The sequence below is a fragment of the Kangiella marina genome (genome assembly GCF_039541235.1).
GTDB classification, from domain to species: Bacteria; Pseudomonadota; Gammaproteobacteria; order Enterobacterales; family Kangiellaceae; genus Kangiella; species Kangiella marina.
In genome coordinates, this window is sequence record NZ_BAABFV010000002.1 from 205,941 (window position 1) to 227,207 (window position 21,267).

At 44.7% G+C, this 21,267-nt stretch carries 25 protein-coding genes and 1 other RNA gene; 15 read left to right on the forward strand and 11 right to left on the reverse strand.

The window, feature by feature from the left end:
- Nucleotides 1-29 precede the first annotated feature (29 nt).
- Together ABD943_RS09095 and ABD943_RS09100 are read right to left on the reverse strand one after the other, a co-directional pair.
- Nucleotides 30-1,211, reverse strand: coding sequence for a S1C family serine protease (locus tag ABD943_RS09095; protein ID WP_345292876.1), 1,182 nt, complete (start codon nt 1,209-1,211; stop codon nt 30-32).
- A 14-nt stretch (nt 1,212-1,225) separates the two neighbouring features.
- Complete coding sequence (locus tag ABD943_RS09100; RefSeq protein ID WP_345292877.1) at nt 1,226-1,963, reverse strand: ZapG family protein; 738 nt, start codon at nt 1,961-1,963, stop codon at nt 1,226-1,228.
- Nucleotides 1,964-2,095: 132 nt separating this feature from the next.
- Between ABD943_RS09100 and ABD943_RS09105 the strand changes: the two genes are divergently transcribed.
- From ABD943_RS09105 to zapE, 4 genes are all read left to right on the forward strand, one after another.
- The gene (locus tag ABD943_RS09105) at nt 2,096-2,794 is read left to right on the forward strand and encodes a DUF2238 domain-containing protein (protein WP_345292878.1); all 699 of its coding nucleotides are present in this window, start codon (nt 2,096-2,098) and stop codon (nt 2,792-2,794) included.
- A gap of 186 nt (nt 2,795-2,980) precedes the next feature.
- Entirely contained in the window at nt 2,981-3,325 is a 345-nt protein-coding gene (locus ABD943_RS09110) for a hypothetical protein (RefSeq protein WP_345292879.1), read from the forward strand.
- Nucleotides 3,326-3,490: 165 nt separating this feature from the next.
- On the forward strand, nt 3,491-4,129 hold the full coding sequence (locus ABD943_RS09115) for an alpha/beta hydrolase (protein ID WP_345292880.1): 639 nt from the start codon (nt 3,491-3,493) through the stop codon (nt 4,127-4,129).
- A gap of 3 nt (nt 4,130-4,132) precedes the next feature.
- Nucleotides 4,133-5,221 carry a cell division protein ZapE gene (zapE, locus tag ABD943_RS09120; protein ID WP_345292881.1) on the forward strand — a complete coding sequence of 363 codons (1,089 nt, stop codon included), beginning with the start codon at nt 4,133-4,135 and terminating at the stop codon, nt 5,219-5,221.
- A 6-nt stretch (nt 5,222-5,227) separates the two neighbouring features.
- On the opposite strand, the gene ABD943_RS09125 is transcribed toward zapE, so the two are convergent.
- Both ABD943_RS09125 and ABD943_RS09130 read right to left on the reverse strand, forming a co-directional pair.
- The gene (locus tag ABD943_RS09125) at nt 5,228-6,067 is read right to left on the reverse strand and encodes a hypothetical protein (RefSeq protein WP_345292882.1); all 840 of its coding nucleotides are present in this window, start codon (nt 6,065-6,067) and stop codon (nt 5,228-5,230) included.
- Nucleotides 6,068-6,155: 88 nt separating this feature from the next.
- Nucleotides 6,156-6,497 carry an HU family DNA-binding protein gene (locus tag ABD943_RS09130; protein WP_046561710.1) on the reverse strand — a complete coding sequence of 114 codons (342 nt, stop codon included), beginning with the start codon at nt 6,495-6,497 and terminating at the stop codon, nt 6,156-6,158.
- 346 nt (nt 6,498-6,843) lie between these two features.
- Here ABD943_RS09130 and rplM point away from each other — a divergent pair, with 346 nt between their 5' ends.
- From rplM to ABD943_RS09165, 7 genes are all read left to right on the forward strand, one after another.
- A complete protein-coding gene (gene rplM / locus ABD943_RS09135) occupies nt 6,844-7,272 on the forward strand; it encodes a 50S ribosomal protein L13 (protein ID WP_345292883.1) in 429 nt (142 codons plus the stop codon).
- 11 nt (nt 7,273-7,283) lie between these two features.
- Nucleotides 7,284-7,673 (forward strand): 30S ribosomal protein S9, encoded by a 390-nt coding sequence (rpsI, locus tag ABD943_RS09140; protein ID WP_345292884.1) that lies wholly within the window; start codon nt 7,284-7,286, stop codon nt 7,671-7,673.
- A 307-nt stretch (nt 7,674-7,980) separates the two neighbouring features.
- Nucleotides 7,981-8,568 (forward strand): ubiquinol-cytochrome c reductase iron-sulfur subunit, encoded by a 588-nt coding sequence (gene petA, locus ABD943_RS09145; RefSeq protein ID WP_345292885.1) that lies wholly within the window; start codon nt 7,981-7,983, stop codon nt 8,566-8,568.
- A complete protein-coding gene (locus tag ABD943_RS09150) occupies nt 8,568-9,779 on the forward strand; it encodes a cytochrome b (RefSeq protein WP_345292886.1) in 1,212 nt (403 codons plus the stop codon). The genes petA and ABD943_RS09150 overlap by 1 nt, the downstream gene beginning before the upstream one ends.
- Entirely contained in the window at nt 9,776-10,663 is an 888-nt protein-coding gene (locus ABD943_RS09155; RefSeq protein ID WP_345292887.1) for a cytochrome c1, read from the forward strand. The genes ABD943_RS09150 and ABD943_RS09155 overlap by 4 nt, the downstream gene beginning before the upstream one ends.
- 51 nt (nt 10,664-10,714) lie before the next feature.
- Complete coding sequence (gene sspA, locus ABD943_RS09160; RefSeq protein WP_345292888.1) at nt 10,715-11,347, forward strand: stringent starvation protein SspA; 633 nt, start codon at nt 10,715-10,717, stop codon at nt 11,345-11,347.
- A complete protein-coding gene (locus ABD943_RS09165; RefSeq protein ID WP_345292889.1) occupies nt 11,347-11,787 on the forward strand; it encodes a ClpXP protease specificity-enhancing factor in 441 nt (146 codons plus the stop codon). Before sspA ends, ABD943_RS09165 begins: the two co-directional genes overlap by 1 nt.
- 58 nt (nt 11,788-11,845) lie before the next feature.
- On the opposite strand, the gene ABD943_RS09170 is transcribed toward ABD943_RS09165, so the two are convergent.
- Genes ABD943_RS09170 through ABD943_RS09185 form a run of 4 tightly spaced genes read right to left on the reverse strand, consistent with a single transcriptional unit; the run spans nt 11,846 to nt 15,250 of the window.
- Nucleotides 11,846-12,373 (reverse strand): BON domain-containing protein, encoded by a 528-nt coding sequence (locus ABD943_RS09170; protein ID WP_345292890.1) that lies wholly within the window; start codon nt 12,371-12,373, stop codon nt 11,846-11,848.
- 5 nt (nt 12,374-12,378) lie between these two features.
- Nucleotides 12,379-12,966 carry a phosphoheptose isomerase gene (locus ABD943_RS09175; protein ID WP_345292891.1) on the reverse strand — a complete coding sequence of 196 codons (588 nt, stop codon included), beginning with the start codon at nt 12,964-12,966 and terminating at the stop codon, nt 12,379-12,381.
- 17 nt (nt 12,967-12,983) lie between these two features.
- The gene (locus ABD943_RS09180) at nt 12,984-13,352 is read right to left on the reverse strand and encodes a YraN family protein (RefSeq protein WP_345292892.1); all 369 of its coding nucleotides are present in this window, start codon (nt 13,350-13,352) and stop codon (nt 12,984-12,986) included.
- Nucleotides 13,353-13,402: 50 nt separating this feature from the next.
- On the reverse strand, nt 13,403-15,250 hold the full coding sequence (locus ABD943_RS09185) for a penicillin-binding protein activator (protein ID WP_345292893.1): 1,848 nt from the start codon (nt 15,248-15,250) through the stop codon (nt 13,403-13,405).
- Nucleotides 15,251-15,315: 65 nt separating this feature from the next.
- Here ABD943_RS09185 and rsmI point away from each other — a divergent pair, with 65 nt between their 5' ends.
- The 3 genes from rsmI (at nt 15,316) to rnpB (ending at nt 17,197) form a co-directional block, all read left to right on the forward strand.
- Complete coding sequence (gene rsmI, locus ABD943_RS09190) at nt 15,316-16,215, forward strand: 16S rRNA (cytidine(1402)-2'-O)-methyltransferase (protein WP_345292894.1); 900 nt, start codon at nt 15,316-15,318, stop codon at nt 16,213-16,215.
- An 11-nt stretch (nt 16,216-16,226) separates the two neighbouring features.
- The gene (locus ABD943_RS09195; RefSeq protein WP_345292895.1) at nt 16,227-16,757 is read left to right on the forward strand and encodes a DUF3016 domain-containing protein; all 531 of its coding nucleotides are present in this window, start codon (nt 16,227-16,229) and stop codon (nt 16,755-16,757) included.
- Nucleotides 16,758-16,835: 78 nt separating this feature from the next.
- Nucleotides 16,836-17,197: RNase P RNA component class A (gene rnpB, locus ABD943_RS09200), an RNA gene on the forward strand.
- 706 nt (nt 17,198-17,903) lie between these two features.
- Here the strand turns inward: rnpB and ABD943_RS09205 are convergent.
- The 3 genes from ABD943_RS09205 to ABD943_RS09215 all read right to left on the reverse strand — a co-directional run bounded on the left by ABD943_RS09205 (nt 17,904) and on the right by ABD943_RS09215 (nt 20,165).
- Nucleotides 17,904-18,431: a TrmH family RNA methyltransferase gene (locus ABD943_RS09205; RefSeq protein WP_345292896.1), complete on the reverse strand. Its 528-nt coding sequence runs from the start codon at nt 18,429-18,431 to the stop codon at nt 17,904-17,906.
- Nucleotides 18,432-18,632: 201 nt separating this feature from the next.
- Nucleotides 18,633-18,863 carry a hypothetical protein gene (locus ABD943_RS09210; protein ID WP_345292897.1) on the reverse strand — a complete coding sequence of 77 codons (231 nt, stop codon included), beginning with the start codon at nt 18,861-18,863 and terminating at the stop codon, nt 18,633-18,635.
- Nucleotides 18,864-19,214: 351 nt separating this feature from the next.
- Nucleotides 19,215-20,165 carry a glutaminase gene (locus tag ABD943_RS09215; RefSeq protein ID WP_345292898.1) on the reverse strand — a complete coding sequence of 317 codons (951 nt, stop codon included), beginning with the start codon at nt 20,163-20,165 and terminating at the stop codon, nt 19,215-19,217.
- 645 nt (nt 20,166-20,810) lie between these two features.
- On the opposite strand from ABD943_RS09215, the gene mraZ reads away from it, so the two are divergent.
- Nucleotides 20,811-21,266, forward strand: a complete 456-nt coding sequence (gene mraZ, locus ABD943_RS09220) for a division/cell wall cluster transcriptional repressor MraZ (protein ID WP_345292899.1) — start codon at nt 20,811-20,813, stop codon at nt 21,264-21,266.
- Nucleotide 21,267: the final 1 nt, after the last annotated feature.

The window sequence follows — 21,267 nt, forward strand, 5'->3', positions numbered from 1 at the left end:
TGTCTTGAATAGCAACAAATGAGTTTTCGTTATGGGCGCTGCCCTAACATTACGTCTACTGTCTGCTGCTGACCATCACGCATGAACATCACCTCGACGGAGCTGTCTGGTGGTAAGTTCCAGATTGCTGAAATTAGGTCGACGGTGTTGTAAATCGGTTTGTCGTTTACATTGGTGATGATGTCCAGCGGCTGCAAGCCTGCGGTATCTGCGGGGCCGTCAGGGTTGATACCTGTTACAACGATACCTTTACCATAAGGTAATTGACTAATGCGGTTTTGGAGTTGCTGGCGTTGTTCAGAAGTAAGACTGAGTTCCATGCTGATGGAATCAAGGTTTATCGTCATATCGCCATCTAGCCCGAGCCAGCCACGGTGAACTTCGCCATGCTGCTTCAGTTGCTCAACGATGTGCGCAACATTGCTGGAGACGATGGCATAGCTTTGATAAAGCTTTTCCCCTTGCTCACTTTGAGAGCTGAGGGAGGTAATGCCAACCAGCTCACCGGTAGCATTGACCAGTGCGCCACCTGAATTGCCAGGACGTAATGAAGCGTCAGTTTGAATATAGTGGGTCACGCGAGAGAAAAACTTGGCACTGATAATACCCTGAGTTACGGTTTGGTTGAATGCCATGTTAGGGGTACCGATGGCGAAGACCCAATCTCCAACCCGTGTAGGATCAGTTTGAGGTAGTGGTAAATAGTGGTTCGGTGTTACATTCACTTTGAGTAACGCAATATCTGAATCAGCATCAATGCCGACTACGGCGGCTTTCAGTTGCGGGCCATCTTTAAGCTCGACGATAATGGTTGAGGCTTTATCAAGAACGTGCGCATTGGTCACGATATGACCTTCTTCATCAATGAAAACTCCCGAGCCATTATTAAGAAAAGCGCAGGCATTGGTTTCAGGCGGTAACGCCTGGAGTCGGGAGCTACAAGCTTCACTGTTTAGAGGGAATGCTTGAGAGCGTGCCTTGATGGCGACTACTGCCGGCGTTACTTTCGCCAACATGTCAGCGTAACCATTTTTTTGGCTGGTTCGATGTTCCGCTTGGTGCGGCTCTACCGTATTTTGTGTCTGTGATTGCGGCTGCGTCTGCGTCTGTTGCGAAAAGCGGTCCGGCATAAAGACAATGAATAGTGCAGCGATGCCTAAGCCAATCAATAAATACTTAACGATGAATCCTAAAAATTCCAGTAATTTCATTCTATTCTCAAAGGTTATGCTTTTGTTGTGGTGTTATTTGATTCCGATGGTTCGGTCTTGTCACTCTTATGGCCACTGGCATTGGTTGTGTCTGCTTTTTCTTTCGCCAGATCGGCAAATTCGGACTCTTCGCCCTTAGAACCATTCGGGTGATAATCATCATCCATATCACCATCGGCCCAATCTCGAGGTGGTGATACCTCGATATCCAGATCCGGTTTATCTTTATCCAGAGGCTTATCATTGGTGTCTGCCAATGTTTGGGTGTCAGTATCAGTGTCCGTCTCTTCAGCTTCAAGTGCGTCAGAGCTGTCATCTTTGCGGATGAAGGACTCTTCTTCATGTTGCTGACTGTCAGTTGCTTGCTTGTTTGAAGCTTCTTTGCTTAAGTGCTCCTCGGCATCAATAACGTCTGTTGCACTGGCTTGTGAGGCTGATGACTCAGACGGCAGAGCGCCCGCGCCAACAGGAGCCGACAGCTTTAATTTAAACTCTTTATTCGAAAGCGTGTTGGCACCGGTGGCGAGGTGTTGATAAAGCGTCTTGTACTCTTCCGTCAGGTTAGAGAAAAGGCGGGCTGTTTCATCAAAGTGCTCATTGACCCCAGACTTTAATGCTTCAAGCTCTTTATCTTTAGACTCAAGTTCTTTGGTCAGCTCTTTGCTGCCTGTTGAAAGTCCGTGCCAACGTCCGACGAAAAATGCAGCGACGGCGGCAAGCAGGATGAGAACAATGGTAAGAACTGCTGACATTCAGAATATCCTTTTTTAACGATGTGTATTGCCCATGAGAATTCTGCAACTCACGCGATTCACGTAAAATTGCAGAAATCTGTACTTTACGCTTATGATACACAAATTATAAGCTAAAGTTCGAGTAGAATAATGACACACAATAGTCGTTTTTTGATGATACTTGGGGTTCTATTCAGTATCGTCTTTATTATCTGTGCAATTAACCCTCATGACCGAGCAGACTGGGCGCTTGAGAACGTTTTAACGGTTCTCTTTGTGATTGGACTCGCGGCTACTTATAAAATTTTTCCGTTATCGAAAATCTCTTACAGTTGTATTTTCATCTTTTTGTGTTTGCATGAAATTGGCTCACATTATACTTACGCCAAAGTCCCCTATAACGATTGGACCCTGGCCGTTTTCGGCTCAGAGCTGAACAGCTGGTTTGGGTGGGAGCGTAACCACTTCGACCGCTTGGTGCACTTTTTATACGGTTTCCTGTTCGCCTATCCGATCCGTGAAGTGTTTATTCGGGTGGGTAATGTTAAAGGTTTCTGGGGCTATTTTTTACCGTTGGATTTGACCATGTCCACTTCCATGATCTTTGAGTTAATTGAATGGGGCGCGGCTGAATACTTTGGTGGCGATTTAGGAGTGGCATACTTAGGAACGCAAGGCGATGTATGGGATGCCCACAAGGATATGGCGCTCGCCAGTATCGGCGCTTTAATCACCATGCTACTGGTGGCGGCGATTAACTTTAAGTGGCAGCGCGACTTTGCCAAAGAATGGAGTGACTCTTTTCGTGTTAAAGATAATCGCCCTTTGGGGGAACACGATAAAATTTAATCAAGTCATTGATAAATAAGGCTATTGTAAGAATGGTTTAGTGAACTGTGACGTTATTCACGAAACCTTTGAATTGTATTAAAAAGTGTAAAAGATGGCTGTTATCAGCCTCAATCGCTAGATGGATATTAGCGGTTGAGCTAGCCTGATAGTCCACATTGAGCAAAAACATAGCAGGTGTTGATTATGAAAACACAATTAGCAATTGCAACGATTATCGCAATGACCTTATCAGCTGGTGCTTCAGCGGTGGGCGTTAAAAGCCAAGTTGAAGTTGAGAAAAAGCTGGAAGTCCAAGAGTCGACTGAAAAGGCGATGGAAAAAGCTCAGGAAGAGCGTGAGGCCGCTCGTGAGCGTGCTGAAGAAGCTAAAGAACGTGCCGAGCGTGCGAAAGAACGCGCTGCTGAAGCTAAAACCAAGGCCGAAGTTAAGTCCGAGACAAAAGCCGAGGTATCCGAAGAAGAAAAGGATGCTCGAATTAAGGCTGAAGTAAAAGCCGAATCAGAGACTCGCTTAGAAGATGATAAGTAGCGAGTGATAACCAGTCATGGTGGCTCTCTCGTAGAGCAAGGAGTCCTTCGGGACTCCTTTTTTGTTTTAGCCCATTTGCTTTCGTTTGGCGTTGCTTGCCTTATGGTTCCATGACCAAGCAAAACATGCGAAAATACTGACATAAGTCCTTATTCTTACATCATTTTGAGCAAAGACAAGTTTTTGATTGATGGTGCTATTGGTGCTATCGAGGCCACGTTAGATACTCCTAATGGCGATGAGCGCAATGCTGTGGCCGTCTGTTGTCACCCACATCCTGTGCATGGTGGGGCCATGACCAATAAAGTCATTCACACCGTGTCGCGGACGCTGGCGAGCCTTGGTATTCCTTCTATTCGATTTAATTTCCGTGGCGTTGGTGCTTCGGAGGGCAGCTATGATGAAGGCGAAGGCGAACAGCAAGACTTACTCAAGGTGATTGAGTGGGCGCAGAAAGAGTATCCTGGCCGACCATTATGGTTAGCGGGTTTTAGTTTTGGTTCTTGGATTGCAGCGCTTCAAGCAAAGTCTCACAATGCGGCGCAGCTTATTTCGATCGCTCCGCCGGTCAATCGTTTTAGCTTTGATAACTTTGAAATTCCAGATTGCCCTTGGTTAGTCGTGATGGGCGATGCTGACGAAGTGGTTGATCCTGAAGCTGTGTTTAATTGGATAGATGAGCTTAAACCTCAGCCAGAGCTGATCAAGATGCCGGAAGCGGGACATTTCTTTCATGGTCGTTTAGTAGAGCTGCGTGAAGAGCTCGAGGCCGCACTAAAACCACAGTTGCCTGAAGCGTTGTAAGCCATGACGCCACTTGAAAAGTATCACCACGATCTGGCCAACGGGTTCAGCAAAGACCCTGCGCAGGAAGAGGCCGTTAAAGCTTTGCAAAAAGTTTACGATGACTTGATGCAAGTGCGCCCAGATTCGGGCTTTATGCGAAAACTCACACGCTGGTTGTCGGGCGACAGTCAGCCGGTTAGAGGCCTGTACATGTGGGGTGGTGTCGGCCGTGGTAAAACCTATCTGATGGACACCTTTTTTAATGTTCTGCCTTTGAACGCTAAGATACGGTTGCATTTCCATCGCTTTATGCACGAAGTTCACAATGAACTGAAAACCTTAGCGGGTGAAAAAAATCCGCTGATTAAAATCGCCGATCAGCTCGCCGAGCGCGCCAAAATCATCTGTTTTGATGAGTTTTTTGTCACTGACATTACTGACGCCATGATCTTGGGAAGTTTGTTTGAGGAGCTTTTTAAGCGGCACGTGGTCTTGGTGGCGACCTCGAATATTCCCCCTGATCGCCTGTACTGGAATGGCCTTCAACGTGAGCGGTTCCTGCCAGCCATTGAGCTGATCAAAGAAAATTGCGAAGTGCTCAATGTCGATGCCGGTATTGATTACCGGATGCGAACTTTAGAACAAGCCGAAATTTATCATTACCCATTGGACAGTGACGCTAACGCCAATATGCGCGAATACTTCAAGCAACTGGCGGCAACCGAAGGCCAAGATAACTGCAAGCTGAAAGTAGAAGGTCGATTAATTGACACAGTAAAACTTTCGGACAGCGTGGTTTGGTTTACCTTTGATGCCATTTGTCGCACCGAACGATCGGCATCGGATTATATTGAAATTTCACGTGGGTACCACACCGTCTTTGTCGGACAAGTGCCACAAATGGACGACTCCTTAAATGACGCGGTTCGCCGCTTTATCGCGCTGATTGATGAATTCTACGAGCGCCACGTCAAGCTTATCATCTCAGCAGAAGTGCCAATGGAAGAGCTCTACACCGGCAAAGGACTCGCTTTTGAGTTTAAAAGGACCTTAAGTCGACTGCAGGAAATGCAGAGTACCGATTACTTAAGTCTAGAGCATTTAGCATAACGATCACTACCAATAAGTACTTATCCATTTATTAAACGGTAGGGTGTAAGTTTTGCACCCTAATAGACTTGCAAGTTCTTGTGCTTTTTCTTCTACTTCCAGCCAGCTCTTACTCTCCAGAAAGAGGATTGGACTTGTGTTATACGGTTTGATGTAAATATAGTACATGTAAGTTTTATTGTGCTTGCCGCCATAACTCACTTGAAATGCAACGTATCTGTTCATGAACTTTCGAGGTGATGGAATAACGTATTGCACATCATCAAAACTGTAGGTGGCGCTAGTCGACCAAAATAAGAAAGACCTTTCGTGAATCAACACATTCAATAGAGGGTCAATGGTAACTGTGTATTGATAAAAGGCCGCTTTGAGTGTTGAAATCGTGCTCCATAGCATGACGGTTACAAAAATTATCGAGAACAGGAGTGTTTCTAACGGCGGCATATGATCTTCAGTTTGCCCCGTAGCCATCATGTAAATCATGGTAGGAAAAAGCACTGTGGACAGTACTGCTAATAGTAAAAAAATGGTTTTGCCTAGAACGCCATATTTACTACTGTATTGCTTAATAATTAAATCGGTGGGTATTTCTTCTGCCTCGGCCAGTGGCTTAAATGTGGGGTGATAGACTCGATAAATGCCGTAGCAGGCCCACAAAATAATACCGAGACAAAAGACGCTAAAAATTTGATTCTCTGTGTCTTGCCCCAAAAAAACCAGTTTCCCACGATCCATGTCGTATAGGCTCAAGACGATAAATCCAGTGAATATTGCCATGATCAGCAGTAATGGGATCAGTTTGTAGGTATTGTTAGTGTTTTTCGAGTTGCTTGGGGGGCGCTTCATTTTGATGTTGTTTTTTAAGCTTAGGACTTTGTAATGTAAGAAAAAGCCGGCTCATAAGCCGGCTTTTTGGAATCTTTAGGAGTACTTATTACTTCGCCATATCCTTTAGCTTTTTAAGAGGACGAACTTTAACTGCTGTTGAAGCTGGCTTAGCTTTGAATGTGGTTTCTTCACCAGTGAAAGGGTTGATGCCTTTCCGTGCTTTCACAGCAGGTTTTTTCACTGTACTAATCTTTAATAGTCCTGGAAGTGTAAACTCACCCACTGAACGCTTTTTGATGTGACGCTCAATAACAATCCCTAGTTCATCAATGACGGCACCTACGTCTTTCTTGGTAAGGCCTGTCTGAGCAGCGATTTCGTTTAAAATTTGGGTTTTGGTGAACTTCTCTTTGACCGCAGTAATCTTGCGAGTTTTATTATCTGCCATTTTTCCTTTGCCTCTTGGGTTGTTTGACTGTTAAAATAGTTACTTGTCTTGGCGAGCAATGCAAAATTGACTCTCCCAACGCAGTTTTATTTATAGCGTTAAAAGCCCCGTAAATAAAGTCTTTTTGAAAGGATTTGTTTGAAAATTCGTAAATTTGCCCAAGACGAAATATAAATTTAGTAAATCCTTCGCCTGCCACTTGTAATATAGGGGCGGGTTCTGTATGATTTGCGCTCTTTTTTCTGAGCCGCTGAAGGCTCATATAAGAGATGTTAACGGCTGAATAGGTTCGCTAACGCCTCTTATTTGTTTGCGAGTGCAAATGGCTTTTTGGAGCTTAACGAATATGAAAACATTTAGTGCAAAGCCGGAAACTGTTAAGCGCGACTGGTATGTCGTCGATGCAGAAGGCAAAACATTAGGTCGCTTGGCGACTGAAGTCGCTCGCCGTCTAAAAGGCAAGCATAAGGCTGAATATACACCTCACGTTGACACTGGCGATTACATCGTTGTTATCAACGCTGAGAAAGTTACTGTAACGGGTAACAAAGCGGAAAATAAAATGTACTACCGTCACTCTGGCTACCCAGGTGGTATCAAAGAGACTAACTTCAATAAACTTCAAGCTGAAAAGCCTGAAATGATTATTGAGAAGGCGGTTAAAGGTATGTTACCTAAGAATCCATTAGGTCGTGATATGTTCCGCAAATTGAAAGTTTACGCAGGCTCTGAGCATAACCATGCCGCTCAGCAACCTATTAAATTAGATATTTAAGGTAGGAAATCATGGCTGAACAATACTACGGTACAGGTCGTCGTAAAAGCTCAACAGCTCGCGTATTCTTGCGTCCTGGTGGCGGTGAAATTACCGTTAACCAAAAGAGCTTAGACCAATATTTTGGTCGCGAGACGTCACGTATGGTCGTTCGTCAACCACTAGAGTTGACTGAACTTCTTGAAAAATTCGATGTTTACGTTACTGTTTCTGGTGGCGGTGGTACTGGTCAAGCGGGTGCAATCCGCCACGGTATTACTCGTGCACTTATGGAATATGATGAAGAGCTTCGCGCACCACTACGTCAAGCGGGTTATGTGACTCGTGATGCACGTGCTGTTGAGCGTAAGAAAGTTGGTCTTCATAAAGCACGTAAACGTCCTCAGTTCTCTAAGCGTTAATTTTTACGCGCTTCTTTTCGGGAAGCGAGAATCGTTGGATTACAAAACACCTGCCTCTTGGCGGGTGTTTTTGTTTTAAGTATTTATTTTCAAATAGTTAAATCTCTTCATCCTAAATAACCCATTTAGCGCTGAGTGGTCTGACCACATTGTAATAACCCCACATTTCCTATAAGATATGCGCCCAGTAACCTGCCACTGACACCGTGTGTGTTTCTAGCGGCTTTGAGCAGTTTATTTATCAATATTGATTTTGTCCCACGTGTTGTTGTAACAGGTGGGTTTTCTTCGTGGGGAGACTATTCGAATGAGTAATCAGGGCGTTAACAAAGGACGCAGGAATCTCCTAATCGGGGCTACTTCAGCAGTAGGCGCGGTTGGTGTGATTGGTGCGGCTGTACCTTTTGTCCGTTCTTGGGCACCGAGTGCGAAAGCACAGTCGGCCGGTGCGCCAGTAGAGTATGACTACACTAAATTAGAAGTGGGTCAGCAAATGACACTAAAGTGGCGTGGAAAACCTGTATGGGTTATTCGCCGTGATAAGAAAATGCTTGGCAGCATTTCTAAAAGTGAAGAAAAGGTAGCCGATCCAAACTCTGAAGCAGACCAACAACCAGAATATTGTAAAAATGAATATCGTTCTGTTGAGCCGGAAATCTTCGTGGCAGTTGGCTTGTGTACGCACTTAGGCTGCTCGCCAACACTTTATGCGGAGCCTGGTTCATTTGAGAATGACTGGCTTGGTGGTTTTTACTGCCCATGTCATGGTTCTAAGTTTGATTTGGCTGGTCGAGTTTACTCTGGCGTACCAGCGAACGCGAATTTAGAGGTCCCGCCTTATTCAATTAACACAACGAGCAAAGTTATCGTTGTGGGCGAAGATGGAGGTGCCTAATGTTTAAAAGTTTTATGACATGGCTTGATGCACGTTTTCCTGCGACAAAAGTATGGAACGAGCATTTAGCTGAATACTACGCACCAAAAAACTTTAACTTTTGGTACTTCTTCGGTTCATTAGCACTTTTGGTGCTGGTTAACCAATTATTAACCGGTATCTGGTTGACCATGTTCTACAGCCCAAGCGAGCCGTTCGCGTCTGTAGAGTACATCATGCGTGATGTGGACATGGGTTGGATTATCCGTTATTTACACTCGACCGGGGCATCTGCCTTCTTCGTGGTGGTCTATCTTCACATGTTCCGTGGCATTATCTACGGCTCATACAAGAAGCCACGTGAGTTAGTGTGGATTTTCGGTATGATCATCTTTGTACTATTAATGGCTGAAGCATTCATGGGCTATTTATTGCCATGGGGTCAGATGTCATTCTGGGGTGCTCAGGTAATTATCAACCTGTTCGGTACTATTCCTGTGATCGGTCCTGATTTGGTTGAGTGGATTCGTGGTGACTTTACCTTGTCGCTAGCGTCTCTTAACCGTTTCTTCGCGTTACACGTTGTCGCTGTGCCTTTGGCGTTAGTTGCGATGGTGTTCTTACACATTGTTGCGTTACACAAAGTAGGCTCTAACAACCCTGACGGCGTAGAAATTAAAGAGAAGAAAGATGAGAACGGTATTCCACTAGACGGCATTCCTTTCCACCCATACTACACCGTAAAAGACATCGTGGGTGTGGTGGTCTTCTTAATGATTTTCTTAAGCATCGTGTTCTTTGCTCCAGACTTTGGCGGCTACTTTTTAGAGCGTCCAAACTTTGAGCCTGCGAACCCGCTTAAAACGCCTCCACACATTGCGCCAGTTTGGTACTTTACGCCGTTCTATACGATGTTGCGTGCGGTTCCAGATCCGTTTGGTGGCTTTGTGGTGATGGCATTGGCAATCGTGATTTTGTTCTTGTTGCCATGGCTTGATCGTCAAAAAGTGAAGTCAATCCGTTACCGTGGTTTGTCGTTCAAAGTACTTCTGTTCTTCTTTGTTGTGTCGTTCATCATCTTAGGTGTGTTAGGTGTGGTTCCAGTAACACCAACGACAGCATTGCTAGGTCAAGTTTGTACGGCTTACTATTTCTTCTTCTTTATCGCGCTTTGGTTCTTACCGAAGTTCGAGAAAACGAAGCCAGTACCAGAGAGGGTAACAGACAAATGAAAAAGTTAATTTCAGCTATTTTATTCCTGCTACCCGTCGCAGCCTTTGCTGCGGGTGGCGGCACGACTTATCCGAACGATAAGGCTAACGTGAACTATGGTGATAAGGCGTCGATCCAAAACGGCGCCAAGTTATTCGTTAACTATTGCCAAGGGTGTCACTCAATGGAGTACGTGCGTTATTCACGTATTGCTCAAGACTTAGACTTAACTGAAGATCAAGCATCAGCGCTTATCTTAGGTGACGGTAAGCTTGGTGATACGATGGATAAAGCGATGGATGCAGGGCTTGCAGAAAAATGGTTTGGTGTGAACCCACTAGACTTATCTTTGGTAGCTCGCGTTCGTGGTAACGATTGGGTTTATAACTACCTTCGTGCATTCTACCTCGATGACTCACGCCCGTATGGCGTTAATAACACTGTCTTCCCAAGTGTTGGTATGCCTCACGTTTTGGCGGACCTGCAAGGTCTACAAGTTAAAAGTGATGAGTTAGTGGCTGCGGAAGAGGCGATTACTAGTGGAAAAGCTCGTATCGAACAATTAAAAGCGACTTTGAAAGATGCTGATGCGTCTGCTGAAGCAGTAGCAAAAGCAGAAGAAGGTGTTGCTTTGCTTGAAGAAGAAGTTCATGACGCTGAGCTTGAAATCGCGAAGATTGCTCGCGAAGGTAAAATGTTCACCATCGTTGAAGAAGGTGACATGACGCCACAAGAGTACGACCACGCCGTTCGTGACTTAGTCGCTTTCATGGCTTATACCGCTAACCCAGTAAAACTGAAAAGTAAGGCAATTGGTCTATGGGCCTTGTTGTTCTTACTCGTCTTACTGGTATTAGCATACTTCTTGAAGAAAGAGTTCTGGAAAGATATCAAGAAGAAGTAAATCGGTTTGATGGGCCTCATCCCAGAGGCCCTTACTGTTTAGGAGAAAAATATGGCCGTAGTTGCCAAACGTTCGGTAATGACCCTTTATTCAGGTAATGACGTATACAGTCATCAGGCGCGCATAGTGCTTGCTGAGAAAGGTGTCAATTATGAAGTGGTTGAAGTAACGTCTGATAAAGTTCCAGAAGACTTGATGGATCTGAACCCGTATGGCTCAGTCCCTACTCTAATCGATCGTGACTTAGTGCTTTATGAAGCGAGTATTGTCATGGAGTATCTTGATGAACGCTTCCCACACCCGCCATTGATGCCTGTTTACCCAGTCACTCGCGGACGTAGCCGATTAATGATGCACCGTATCCACAAAGAGTGGTACAGCCAATATGAAATCATTGTCAACGGCACTGAAGCAAAGGCTAAGAAAGCCCGTAAAGAGCTTCAGGAAAGCATCTTGGCGCTATCTCCAGTATTTGCTAGTAATCCTTACTTCATGAGCGAGGAGTTCTCTTTAGTTGACTGTGTCATTGCTCCACTTTTATGGCGCGCAGATCAGCTAGGTATTGAAATCAGTGGCCGTGGTAGTAAAGCCATTCACGAGTATATGGAACGTATCTTTGAGCGCGAATCATTTAAGGTCAGTTTGACTGAAGAAGAGCGTGAAATGAAATTAGGTCTTATGTAATGGCGGATGTTTCGCCATTACAACCTTACCTGCTTATTGCTTACTATGAGTGGATGATTGATAACGGTTGGACGCCACAGGTTCTAGTCGACTGCTCCCACCCAGAAGTGGATGTGCCTCAGCAGTTTGCCAATGATGGTAAAATTGTGCTCAATATTGCACCGAGTGCTGTTGCAAATTTTGAGTTAAATCATGATTACTTAAGTTTTAGTGCTCGCTTTTCTGGCAAGTCACTTGATATTTATATTCCGATGAACTCTATTGTTGCTATTTATGCTCGTGAAAACGATCAAGGCATCATGTTCTCACCGAATATGTACGGTGTTGGTGATGCGCCACAATTAAAAGATTCAAACTCTGAGTCTGATGATGGTGATGGTCCAGATGATGAGCCTCCAACGCCACCAAAAGGACGGCCGAATTTAAAAGTCGTGAAGTAGCATAAAAAAGCCCAGCATCTGCTGGGCTTTTATTTTAGGGAGTTTTATTACAGATGCACTAGTTTATATACTCGAATATCTTTACGACTTTTTGGACGCCAGAGATATTTCGCGCCACTAATGCAGCTTTATCGCCTTCTTCGCGCGTTACGAGTCCCATCAAGAAAACTTCGCCTGCTTCGGTTGTAACATTAATGCGTTTTGAGTCGAGTCCTTTTTCAGCAGCTAAACTGGATTTAACCTTGGTGGTAATCCATGAATCAGACATGGTACTGACATCATCCGGGTTTGCGACCCTTAACTCATTAAATACTTTGCGTATTTCAGGTATACCCTTAACTTCGTTGGAAACTTGGTTAATGATTGCCTGATTAGGCACTTGGCCATAGATCAGTACGTATAAGTTGTGGCTATCGACGCCAATAAATGAGGGAGGGTTTTTAGCCTCAATAGCATCTGTGATTGTGTAAACGCGGCTTTCGATGCTGTTATCTTCAGCCATGGTGCCAAAAGTTGTACACGCAGGTACAACGGTCAGCGTTACGAATATAAGACTCAATGTGCGCAAGGTTTGTCTAAAAGTCATGGTATTTAAGCCTCGGTACCAAATAAAGAGTTATCAATATAATCACACAAAGCGTGGATCACGACTAAGTGTACTTCCTGAATTCGAGCGGTAGAGTTTGATGGAACGCGTATTTCGACATCATTTTGCCCCATCAGGCCTGCCATTTCGCCACCATCCTTGCCAGTCAGAGCGACAATAAGCATATCCTTACTGAGCGCAGTTTCCATGGCATTGATCACATTACGGGAATTACCGCTGGTAGAAATAGCAAGCAGAATATCTCCAGGCTGTCCTAGCGCTCGCAGTTGCTTTGAAAATACGTCATTGTAGCTATAATCATTAGAGATCGAGGTCAGAGTACCAGTATCCGTGGTTAAGGCTATGGCCGGTAAACTGGGACGTTCTCGTTCAAAGCGGTTGAGCATCTCTGAGGAAAAATGTTGTGCATCGCCCGCCGAACCACCATTACCACAGCTAAGTACTTTGTTACCTGCCAGCAGAGAGTTAACCATGATCTGGCCAGCCTTGGCGATTGACTCTGGTAAGGAGTCGGCGGCGGCTATTTTGGTTTGAATACTTTCTGTAAAAATATCTCTTATACGTTCTATCATAGAGAGCCTAATGTTATTTACCAGCCAGATACTTGAAACGCGTCTTTTACCCAATTGGCTGATAGCAATTTGTGTTGTAATGTTACGGAAACCACATCAAAACGACAATTCAGATGTTGATATTTTTTCGACTGTTGCAGAAAAAATTGTGCCGTTTTGATAATTTTTTGTTGCTTACGAAAGTCAACGCTCTCGGCGCCGGAGCCATGAGTTGATTTAGCTCTGAAGCGCACCTCGACAAATACCAGAGTTTTGCCTTCGAGCATGACCAAATCAATTTCGCCGTAGCGTGAGTTAACGTTTCTTTCTACCAGTTCAAGCCCTTGGCGACGCAAATATTTCATCGCAAAGCGCTCAACCTTATCTCCCTTTGTTCGAGCTAACATATCAATCCTTGATAGTGATTTTGACTGTTGCCAGCCTTAAAGTTCCCGCGCTAGTTATTTGCCCCAGCAGGGGTCATTTGACCGCCTCTAAATAAGCCCCAGGAAAGTTGTCGCACAAACTGGCCATAGGCATCCATTGTCAAACCACCGGATAAGCCTTGGATTTGATGGTTGGGATTACGGGCAAACTCCTGAAGTTCGGGAATAATGGCGAAGGCGTCGTGACCTAACGCAAAAAAACGTGCCAAAGTATTGGTTGAGTTAGGCACCAGCTGTTGCATTTTGCGGCGACTATCGCGTAATTCTTCGGTGCTCCCTAGCATCCAAGGGGCATCGGTAAACGATATTCCATCCAAGTCATTGTCACGGGTTGGGTTGGTATACCCTTCATACACTGCAGAGGTTGCATAAACCGGCAGATCATACGCGTAATAATAATTAAGGTAAGGTTTGATAATGCGTGCCTTTTCAACTTTTGAGATCATAAAAATGAAGTCTGCTGTGGCTGAGCCTTGGCCGCTGGCTTCAATTGGAATATTGAGGAAGTTTTGCAGATCTTGTGCACGTTTTTCAGCTTGATCTGCGCCAAGCATGGTCATAACTGCTGCTTTGACATTTTGGTTGTGGGCAATGTTGGCGGTTTTGACAATGTAGCCGCCAAGTTGCTCAAACTCCTCGGTAAAAGCATCTACTGCCCGTTTGCCTAACGATGAGTCAGCGTTAATGATAAAAGCACGATCCTGCCCTTGTCGTATGGCATGGCGAGCTATTTGCTTTGCTTCGTCTTCAATCGGTAACCCAAACTGGAAAAAGTTACTGGGTGCATAATACGAGTCTAGGCGGTTTAGAGCCAAAGTTGGAATCGGAAGATTGGGCTGAGCCGCGAGCTCCTCCATATTTTGCTTAAGTAAAGGCCCAACAATAAAGTCGACACCTTCTTCGAAAGCTCGCTGATAAAGCGTTTGCATATCAATACCATGGGTATCGTAAACAGCCACATCCGCAGCTTCAAAGCGATTGGGTTGTTGGTAATAACCAGCCATGAATCCATCACGTATTAACTGTCCGACAGGCGCTAAGTTTCCTGACATGGGGACAAACAAGCCGATTTTAGTCGGAGCTGACGCGGTGAAATCAAAAGACCCCATTTGGCTCATATCGAGATAATCAATGGCAGGGTGTTCAGGGTAAATGTGTGACCATTCTTCCATCGCTGTCGACATATTGGAGGCATTACGCATGTAGCGGTGACGGATAATCGCCATGTCGAGCCAACCCAAGACGTGGTGACTAGAAGCCCGCGAGCGTTTTAACTCGATTGCGCCCAGTGGTGATGCTAACAGCTCCTGCCAAGCTCTTTCGAACTGCGCTTCAGCAATTCGACTATCGTTAAGGTAACCATTAAAAAGAGGCTCAGCTTCAAGGCGAACAACGGCGGCGTCGGCAAGGCGATTATTGGCAGCTAAGCTATCCGCGAGTGTTATTGCATAATGAGCTTGCCAGTTAACACTGTGATCTTGAGGGTTGCCAACGGAGTGTAAGGCTCGGATGGATTCGAATGGCTTATCCTGAGTTAATGCAACTTCACCGAGCAAAAGATAGTACCCATCGCGTTGTTCTAGCGGGAGTTCGGTCGGCTGGAAACTACGCAATAATGCGTAAGACTCAGCGGGATTGCCCATTTCGTGATAGGCGATTGCGGCTTTTAACTTAAAGGGAGCTTGAGCTGTGCCCTGATATTGCTCAGCTTGAGCAAGATAATAGTCGGGAGACTCTGCCACACGATCACGGATACCCGAGTCTTGGCTCGATGAGCGAGGTTGTGTCGTGACACAAGAGACCAGCAAAAAACTGCATATTGCTAAAGATAGGTTCTTGTTCAAGGACTTTTTTGTCATAATTCCGTTCTCAAGAAATAGTTAGTGTTATTCTAAGCGCTCGGGCACAACAAGGCAAAGAACCAATGGCAGATTTGACAGATTCTAACAAGGAAAATTCACAACAAATCAATCAGTTCCATCCTGGCAGTGGAACCTTGTATGTTGTGGCAACGCCGATTGGCAATATCAGCGATATGTCTTACCGTGCTATAGAAACATTACAACAGGTTAGCTTAATTTGTGCTGAAGATACGCGCCATAGTCAGAGGCTCATGGTGCACTATCATATTGGTACGCCAATGATATCCCTGCACGAGCACAATGAAGAGGCCCGCCTAGGGCAGATTGCGGAAAAACTCAGCTCGGGGCAGTCGATAGCACTAATTTCAGATGCTGGCACGCCATTAATCAGTGATCCTGGCTTTAAACTGGTTCGAGGATTACGACAGCAAGGCTTTAAGATTAGCCCAATACCCGGGGCCAGTGCGTTGATTTCAGCTTTGTCGGTAGCTGGATTAGCTACCGACAGCTTTAGTTTCTGGGGATTTTTGCCGGCAAAATCAAAAGCTCGTCAAGAGCGTTATCAACAGCTTTTAGATAATAAGGAAACTCTGGTATTTTATGAATCTTCACACCGTATCGCAGATAGTTTAAAGGATTTAAGCGACGTTTTTGGAGAGCGTCAGGTCGTTATTGCCAGAGAAATCACAAAAAACTTTGAAACTATTTTGTCAGGAACTACGTCTATAGTACTACAACAAGTTATTAACGACCCGAATCAGCAAAAAGGTGAGTTTGTGGTGATGGTCGAAGGTGTGGCAAAAAACGCCGCTGATCAAGAAATCAGTAGCGAAGCTAAAACGGTAATGTCACACCTGATGACAGAGTTACCGCCCAACAAGGCGGCGAAACTAACGGCACAAATCACAGGTGCAAAAAAGAAAGACTTGTATCAATGGGCGTTAGATCAGAAAGCAGATTAAGCGGAGGTTTTATGAAAAACTATAGAAGTATGTTAATCAGTGCAGTGAGTGTCTTAGCATTAAGCTGGGCCGGAATGAGCGCTGCTAACCCGAACGATGAGTCCGCTCAATCTAAAGCGGGTATCGTCGTAGAGTGGAGCGATTTTGATGATTATCGCGATGTACGCCCAGCCACTGAAGCAAAAGGTGTATTTCACAAGCGCGTCAAGAAAAGCTTTGACAAGTTTTTCAGTGAATACAGTTCGGAATTACCCGATGGCCAAAGCTTGTCTATTAAGATCAATGATTTAGATCTTGCGGGCAACATTAAGCTAGAGGCAACCAGAAGCATCCGCGTGATGAAAGATATTGACTTCCCACGCATGGAGTTTAGCTACAAGCTTGTTGGCGCTGATGGAAGTGTGATAAAGCAGGGCGAAGCAAGCTTAAAAGATATGAACTACCTTTATCATGAAAAAACCTGGAAACGTTATAAAGAAGGTTTTTACTATGAAAAACACATGTTCCGAGAGTGGTTTGAAGACACGATTAAGAAAAGCTAATCGCTTAATGTAACAACACCAGAGGCAAGGAAATTAAGTTTTCCTTGCCTTTTTTTGTGCGAAGACTAAACTTGCTGCAAAGCTGGCCAGACAGTCGCTGCCTATGTTTCATAGGGAGAGGAAAGTCCGGACTTCATAGAGCAGGGTGCCAGGTAACGCCTGGGCGGCGCAAGCCGACGGCAAGTGCAGCAGAAAGAAGACCGCCGATGGTTCTTAGTTCGCTAAGTTCACAGGTAAGGGCGAAAGGGTGCGGTAAGAGCGCACCGCGCTTCTGGTAACAGAAAGCGGCGAGGTAAACCCCACCCGAAGCAAGACCAAATAGGGTTCCGTACGGCGTTGCTCGCGTTGGAACCGGGTAGGTTGCTGGAGCCATCGAGTGATTGATGGCCTAGACGAATGACTGTCCACGACAGAATCCGGCTTATCGGCCAGCTTTTCTTATTTTTTATTTTTGTCATTCAAAACTTGATTTGGAATCTATCATCTTCGTCATACCGTGGCGCCAAAGGCACTTCCTTCGGTCGCTTACTACGGTATCTAGCGACTTTCTATAGGTTGGGTTAGCCGCTAGGCGTAACCCAACAGTTGCTTAAGTCTTGTCATTCCAAATGGTAACCACAGGGAATGCCTTTAGGTAATTTGGAATCTAGGTTTATTTTTAGTATTTATTTCGCTTTATAGCGAGCTACTTTTCTTGCTTGTCCAAGAAAAGTAGCCAAAAGAAAGACACCCCGATATTGAGGTTATTTTTCAAATAACTTCCTTCACTTCATTCAAGTCATTTAACGCACCATGAAATACAGCCCATCCATGGTCTGGATTTCATTATTCAAATCTTCCACGATTTGAATTGCTATGCCTTTCATTTCGATCAGCTCAATATAAGGGGGAATCGGTGCAGGCTTGTGCTTTTAGTAGCCCCTTAAAGTTAGCCGAGAGAGAAAAAGTTATAGCGTAAATTAGGCATGGAGCCTAATTTAGCTAAGACGAAACAGGGAGGTTTCGTTTAGCGGCGCGTAAGTAACTTTAATGAGCGAGGGAAGTCCGAAGGACCTAACGGTCTGGGGTGCCTTTTCTTTTGGTTCGTTTTTCCCTAAAGGGATTCCCTTCGGTCACTTAGGCAAGCAAAGAAAATGAACGTCTAAATTAAATAGCTGCTAAAGTAAGACCATAAACCGCTATCCCACAGGCAGTGGCGACGTTCATGGAGGAGTTTTTGCCGAGCATGGGGATGTGGGTGGTGATGTCGGCTAACTCTAATAGTTTTTTGCTGACGCCGGTGTTTTCTGAGCCGAGTATCAAGCAAACTTTTTGTTCTTTTTCTAGTTGTAATTCTTGTAGTGGAGTGCTGTCGCTGGTGATTTCTAGGGCGATGATGGTGTAGTTTTCTTCTTTTAATCTTTTTATTAATTCAACAGGGTTTTCTGCTGTTTCATACGGCACGTATTTTTCGGTGCTGCGTGATGTTTTACGGATTTTGTTGTTGGGTGGTACTGGTGTATCGCCGGATAAATAGATTTTTTCGATGCCGAGCGCATCAGAAATACGGAAAAGGCTTCCGACGTTCATGGGTACGGTGATGTTGTGGGCGAGTAGGCTGATTGGGCGTGTGCTTTTCTTTGTTCTATTTTGGATTTCTAAGTGATCAGCGTGTTCGAGTTGTCTGTTGCTCATTGTGGGGTTGGGTTTATTCAGTTGTGATTAGTTTGCCTGAGCCGACATACTTTGGCAAACAGTGACTTGGTCAAGTCTAGAATCTAGAATATTTTTGAAAAAAAACAGTCAGCGCGAAGGTTACTAAGGGGTAGTTAGGTGTCTTGGGTTAAAACACTGCGCTGACTGTTACACTGAAGTAAAGCTGACTTGGTAAATGAACTATGATTCTTCTTCACCCGTTTCTTCTGACTGTGTTGTGACGAGTGCTCGGGTATGGTCGCCGTAGACGGGTTTTTCATTGCGTAGCATGTCCATCATGATTTGAAATTCTGGAGCATCTACATAGACGCTTCTTTCGCGAGTATTATCGTAATAGGTAAACCAGAAGTGACCACGGTTTTGACTAGAGTCCCACCAGCCTTGGTATTTTTGAATCAGTTTGATCGCCATGAAAAGTTCCTTTTTCAGTATTTCCGTAAATGTTCAATCCCTGAAACAGTGTCTCTATGTGACTTTGATGTTGAAAGGGGAGTGCACATCCTGTGCCGTTCCCCTTTTTCATCAACATGCTCATCATGAGCAAGCTCTTTCCCTAGAGATCTCTTCCTGAGATTTGTCCTTAAAGGGATCCTCCTTGAGATGACTCGTCCTGAGACATTCCCTTTCGCCCTTATCCTTAAAAGCGGAACCAGTCCGTCGGTTCACTTGTAATTTAATAATAAGTAGGAATTTGATGCTAGGTGTAAACGATGAAGCTTTTGTGAGAGATTGACTACACTTTGATGACGCAGTGGAGTACGACTATTCGTATTCGAGTTCGTCAAACAAGGGAGAGGGGCCGAAGACATTGGACTGTGTGATGGTTGTAAATATTTCTAAGGCTTTAATGCCTTTGCTGGAGTTACCTTTACTGTTGAGGCCTGGACTCCATACGGCGACACTGTACTGATCCGGGTAGATGGCAACGATGCCACCGCCGACACCACTTTTTCCGGGTAGCCCGACTTTAAAGGCAAATTCACCCGCTTCGTCGTAAAAACCACATAACAGCATAATGGAGTTGATACGCTTAGTTTCGCGTGCTGTAAGAACGGTGTCATTATTGAGCGGGTTTTTGCCACTACGAGCGAGGAACATGAAAGTCTGTGCTAAGTCTTTGCAGCTCATCTCGATCGAACAAAGGTGGAAGTAAAAGTCTAAAACCTCCTCGACGTCATTCTCAATATTGCCATAGGATTTCATGAGGTTTATGTGTGCGTTATTTTTGAAGCCACACTCTTTTTCTGACTCTGCTGTTGTTACACAGTAATCAATATGTGGGTTTCCGGCTAACTCACGTACAAACTGGATGAAGTCCTGATAGGGGTTCTCGAGTTGGCTGACTAAAATGTCACAAACCACGATGGCACCTGCATTGATAAGCGGGTTTCGAGGAATACCTTGCTCATATTCAAGCTGAACTAAAGAGTTGAAAGGGCTGCCCGATGGCTCGACACCAACGCGCTTCCATAAGTCAGTACCTACTAACTTGAAGGCGTATACCAGAGACAAAACCTTTGAAATACTTTGGATGGAAAATGACTCGTCAGTGTCGCCATGCGCATATTCATGGCCTTCCTCCGTCACCAAATAGATCCCAAACTTGTTAGGATTGGCTTTAGCTAATGCTGGGATATAGGTTGCAACCTGGCCGATTTCATCAAAGCCTTTTAGCTCTTCACTAATTTGTTCAAAGATTTCTTTATAATTCATAGAGTTATCATGACATTAGTCTTAAGGACAGTCTAGGGCACTCCGCTCAGAAATACCACCTTAGATTTGTAGCATATGTCGATTGGTTATAACTGGGCTCGACACATAGCTGGCGTCAAGGTGTTACGTTTCTGTCCAGCAGAATAACAAGCTCAGAAGCGACCAATTGTAAAATTGTGTCACTAAAAACCTGCTATTTGGGTGGTTTCAGGCTGGTTGAGACCTCCAAAATCCACCAAAACTGGCCTCTAACTTAAAGTAGTTTCTAACTTATAACGCTAATTTGATGAAAAGTCTCGCTTTTATTTTTAGGTGTTTGTTAGTGCCAACTAACCATTGCTAAGTGTTTGTCAAATAAGGACATTTTTCACATTTTACATGCAGATTTGCCTTGCAAAAATCATCCAAACTTCATATAGTGTAGAGAAGTGGAGAAAAGTGTCGCAAAGTGGATCGTAAAGGATCAGTGACGATCAAAACGATTTACTGAGCGTTGTAACAAACCATCATTACTGATGGCGAGCTTTAAAAAGAACCTTGAAAGAGCCTTGCTTTTACTCTCTCCTAGCAGTCCTCTTTCAAGCTTCTTTCCCTAAAGTGCCCTTAATGATGAACAGTCGAGTTAACTGGGGTTAAAAGAAGCCAATGTTTAGAGGCGCAACAGCAATCAATATGGACGCGAAAGGTCGTATCGCCATTCCGGCGAAGTACCGCTCGCGTTTTCATGATGTATGCGCTAATCAAATCGTGGTGACTATTGACCTCTTCGACCCATGTTTACTGCTTTTCCCGCTCCCCCAATGGGAACAACTCGAAGCGACTCTTGACACTTTTTCCAACACTGACCCTAATCAACGTCGCATAAAACGTATGTTACTTGGCCATGCTTCTGAGCATGATATCGATGGTAACGGACGTATTCTACTACCACCGGTTCTTCGTGAATACGCACATCTTGAAAAAGAAGTGTTATTAGCTGGTCAAGGTAAAACCTTCCAAATTTGGAATGAAACCAACTGGCATAAGAAAATTGAAGACGATGTTACTGCGTTGGGCGAGGGTCCATTAGATACAGAGAACTTACCGGATCTGGCGTTTTAAC

Excerpts from the sequence above, each read along its gene's own strand:
- ABD943_RS09185 (WP_345292893.1), bottom strand. The coding sequence starts at position 15,250 with ATGACAAAAAAGTCCTTGAACAAGAACCTATCTTTAGCAATATGCAGT.
- rpsI (WP_345292884.1), top strand. The coding sequence starts at position 7,284 with ATGGCTGAACAATACTACGGTACAGGTCGTCGTAAAAGCTCAACAGCT.
- ABD943_RS09165 (WP_345292889.1), top strand. The coding sequence starts at position 11,347 with ATGGCGGATGTTTCGCCATTACAACCTTACCTGCTTATTGCTTACTAT.
- ABD943_RS09095 (WP_345292876.1), bottom strand. The coding sequence starts at position 1,211 with ATGAAATTACTGGAATTTTTAGGATTCATCGTTAAGTATTTATTGATT.
- petA (WP_345292885.1), top strand. The coding sequence starts at position 7,981 with ATGAGTAATCAGGGCGTTAACAAAGGACGCAGGAATCTCCTAATCGGG.
- ABD943_RS09155 (WP_345292887.1), top strand. The coding sequence starts at position 9,776 with ATGAAAAAGTTAATTTCAGCTATTTTATTCCTGCTACCCGTCGCAGCC.
- ABD943_RS09110 (WP_345292879.1), top strand. The coding sequence starts at position 2,981 with ATGAAAACACAATTAGCAATTGCAACGATTATCGCAATGACCTTATCA.
- ABD943_RS09150 (WP_345292886.1), top strand. The coding sequence starts at position 8,568 with ATGTTTAAAAGTTTTATGACATGGCTTGATGCACGTTTTCCTGCGACA.
- ABD943_RS09175 (WP_345292891.1), bottom strand. The coding sequence starts at position 12,966 with ATGATAGAACGTATAAGAGATATTTTTACAGAAAGTATTCAAACCAAA.
- ABD943_RS09170 (WP_345292890.1), bottom strand. The coding sequence starts at position 12,373 with ATGACTTTTAGACAAACCTTGCGCACATTGAGTCTTATATTCGTAACG.
- ABD943_RS09100 (WP_345292877.1), bottom strand. The coding sequence starts at position 1,963 with ATGTCAGCAGTTCTTACCATTGTTCTCATCCTGCTTGCCGCCGTCGCT.
- ABD943_RS09205 (WP_345292896.1), bottom strand. The coding sequence starts at position 18,431 with ATGAGCAACAGACAACTCGAACACGCTGATCACTTAGAAATCCAAAAT.
- ABD943_RS09125 (WP_345292882.1), bottom strand. The coding sequence starts at position 6,067 with ATGAAGCGCCCCCCAAGCAACTCGAAAAACACTAACAATACCTACAAA.
- ABD943_RS09210 (WP_345292897.1), bottom strand. The coding sequence starts at position 18,863 with ATGGCGATCAAACTGATTCAAAAATACCAAGGCTGGTGGGACTCTAGT.
- zapE (WP_345292881.1), top strand. The coding sequence starts at position 4,133 with ATGACGCCACTTGAAAAGTATCACCACGATCTGGCCAACGGGTTCAGC.
- ABD943_RS09130 (WP_046561710.1), bottom strand. The coding sequence starts at position 6,497 with ATGGCAGATAATAAAACTCGCAAGATTACTGCGGTCAAAGAGAAGTTC.
- ABD943_RS09105 (WP_345292878.1), top strand. The coding sequence starts at position 2,096 with ATGACACACAATAGTCGTTTTTTGATGATACTTGGGGTTCTATTCAGT.
- rsmI (WP_345292894.1), top strand. The coding sequence starts at position 15,316 with ATGGCAGATTTGACAGATTCTAACAAGGAAAATTCACAACAAATCAAT.
- sspA (WP_345292888.1), top strand. The coding sequence starts at position 10,715 with ATGGCCGTAGTTGCCAAACGTTCGGTAATGACCCTTTATTCAGGTAAT.
- ABD943_RS09215 (WP_345292898.1), bottom strand. The coding sequence starts at position 20,165 with ATGAATTATAAAGAAATCTTTGAACAAATTAGTGAAGAGCTAAAAGGC.
- mraZ (WP_345292899.1), top strand. The coding sequence starts at position 20,811 with ATGTTTAGAGGCGCAACAGCAATCAATATGGACGCGAAAGGTCGTATC.
- ABD943_RS09195 (WP_345292895.1), top strand. The coding sequence starts at position 16,227 with ATGAAAAACTATAGAAGTATGTTAATCAGTGCAGTGAGTGTCTTAGCA.
- ABD943_RS09180 (WP_345292892.1), bottom strand. The coding sequence starts at position 13,352 with ATGTTAGCTCGAACAAAGGGAGATAAGGTTGAGCGCTTTGCGATGAAA.
- rplM (WP_345292883.1), top strand. The coding sequence starts at position 6,844 with ATGAAAACATTTAGTGCAAAGCCGGAAACTGTTAAGCGCGACTGGTAT.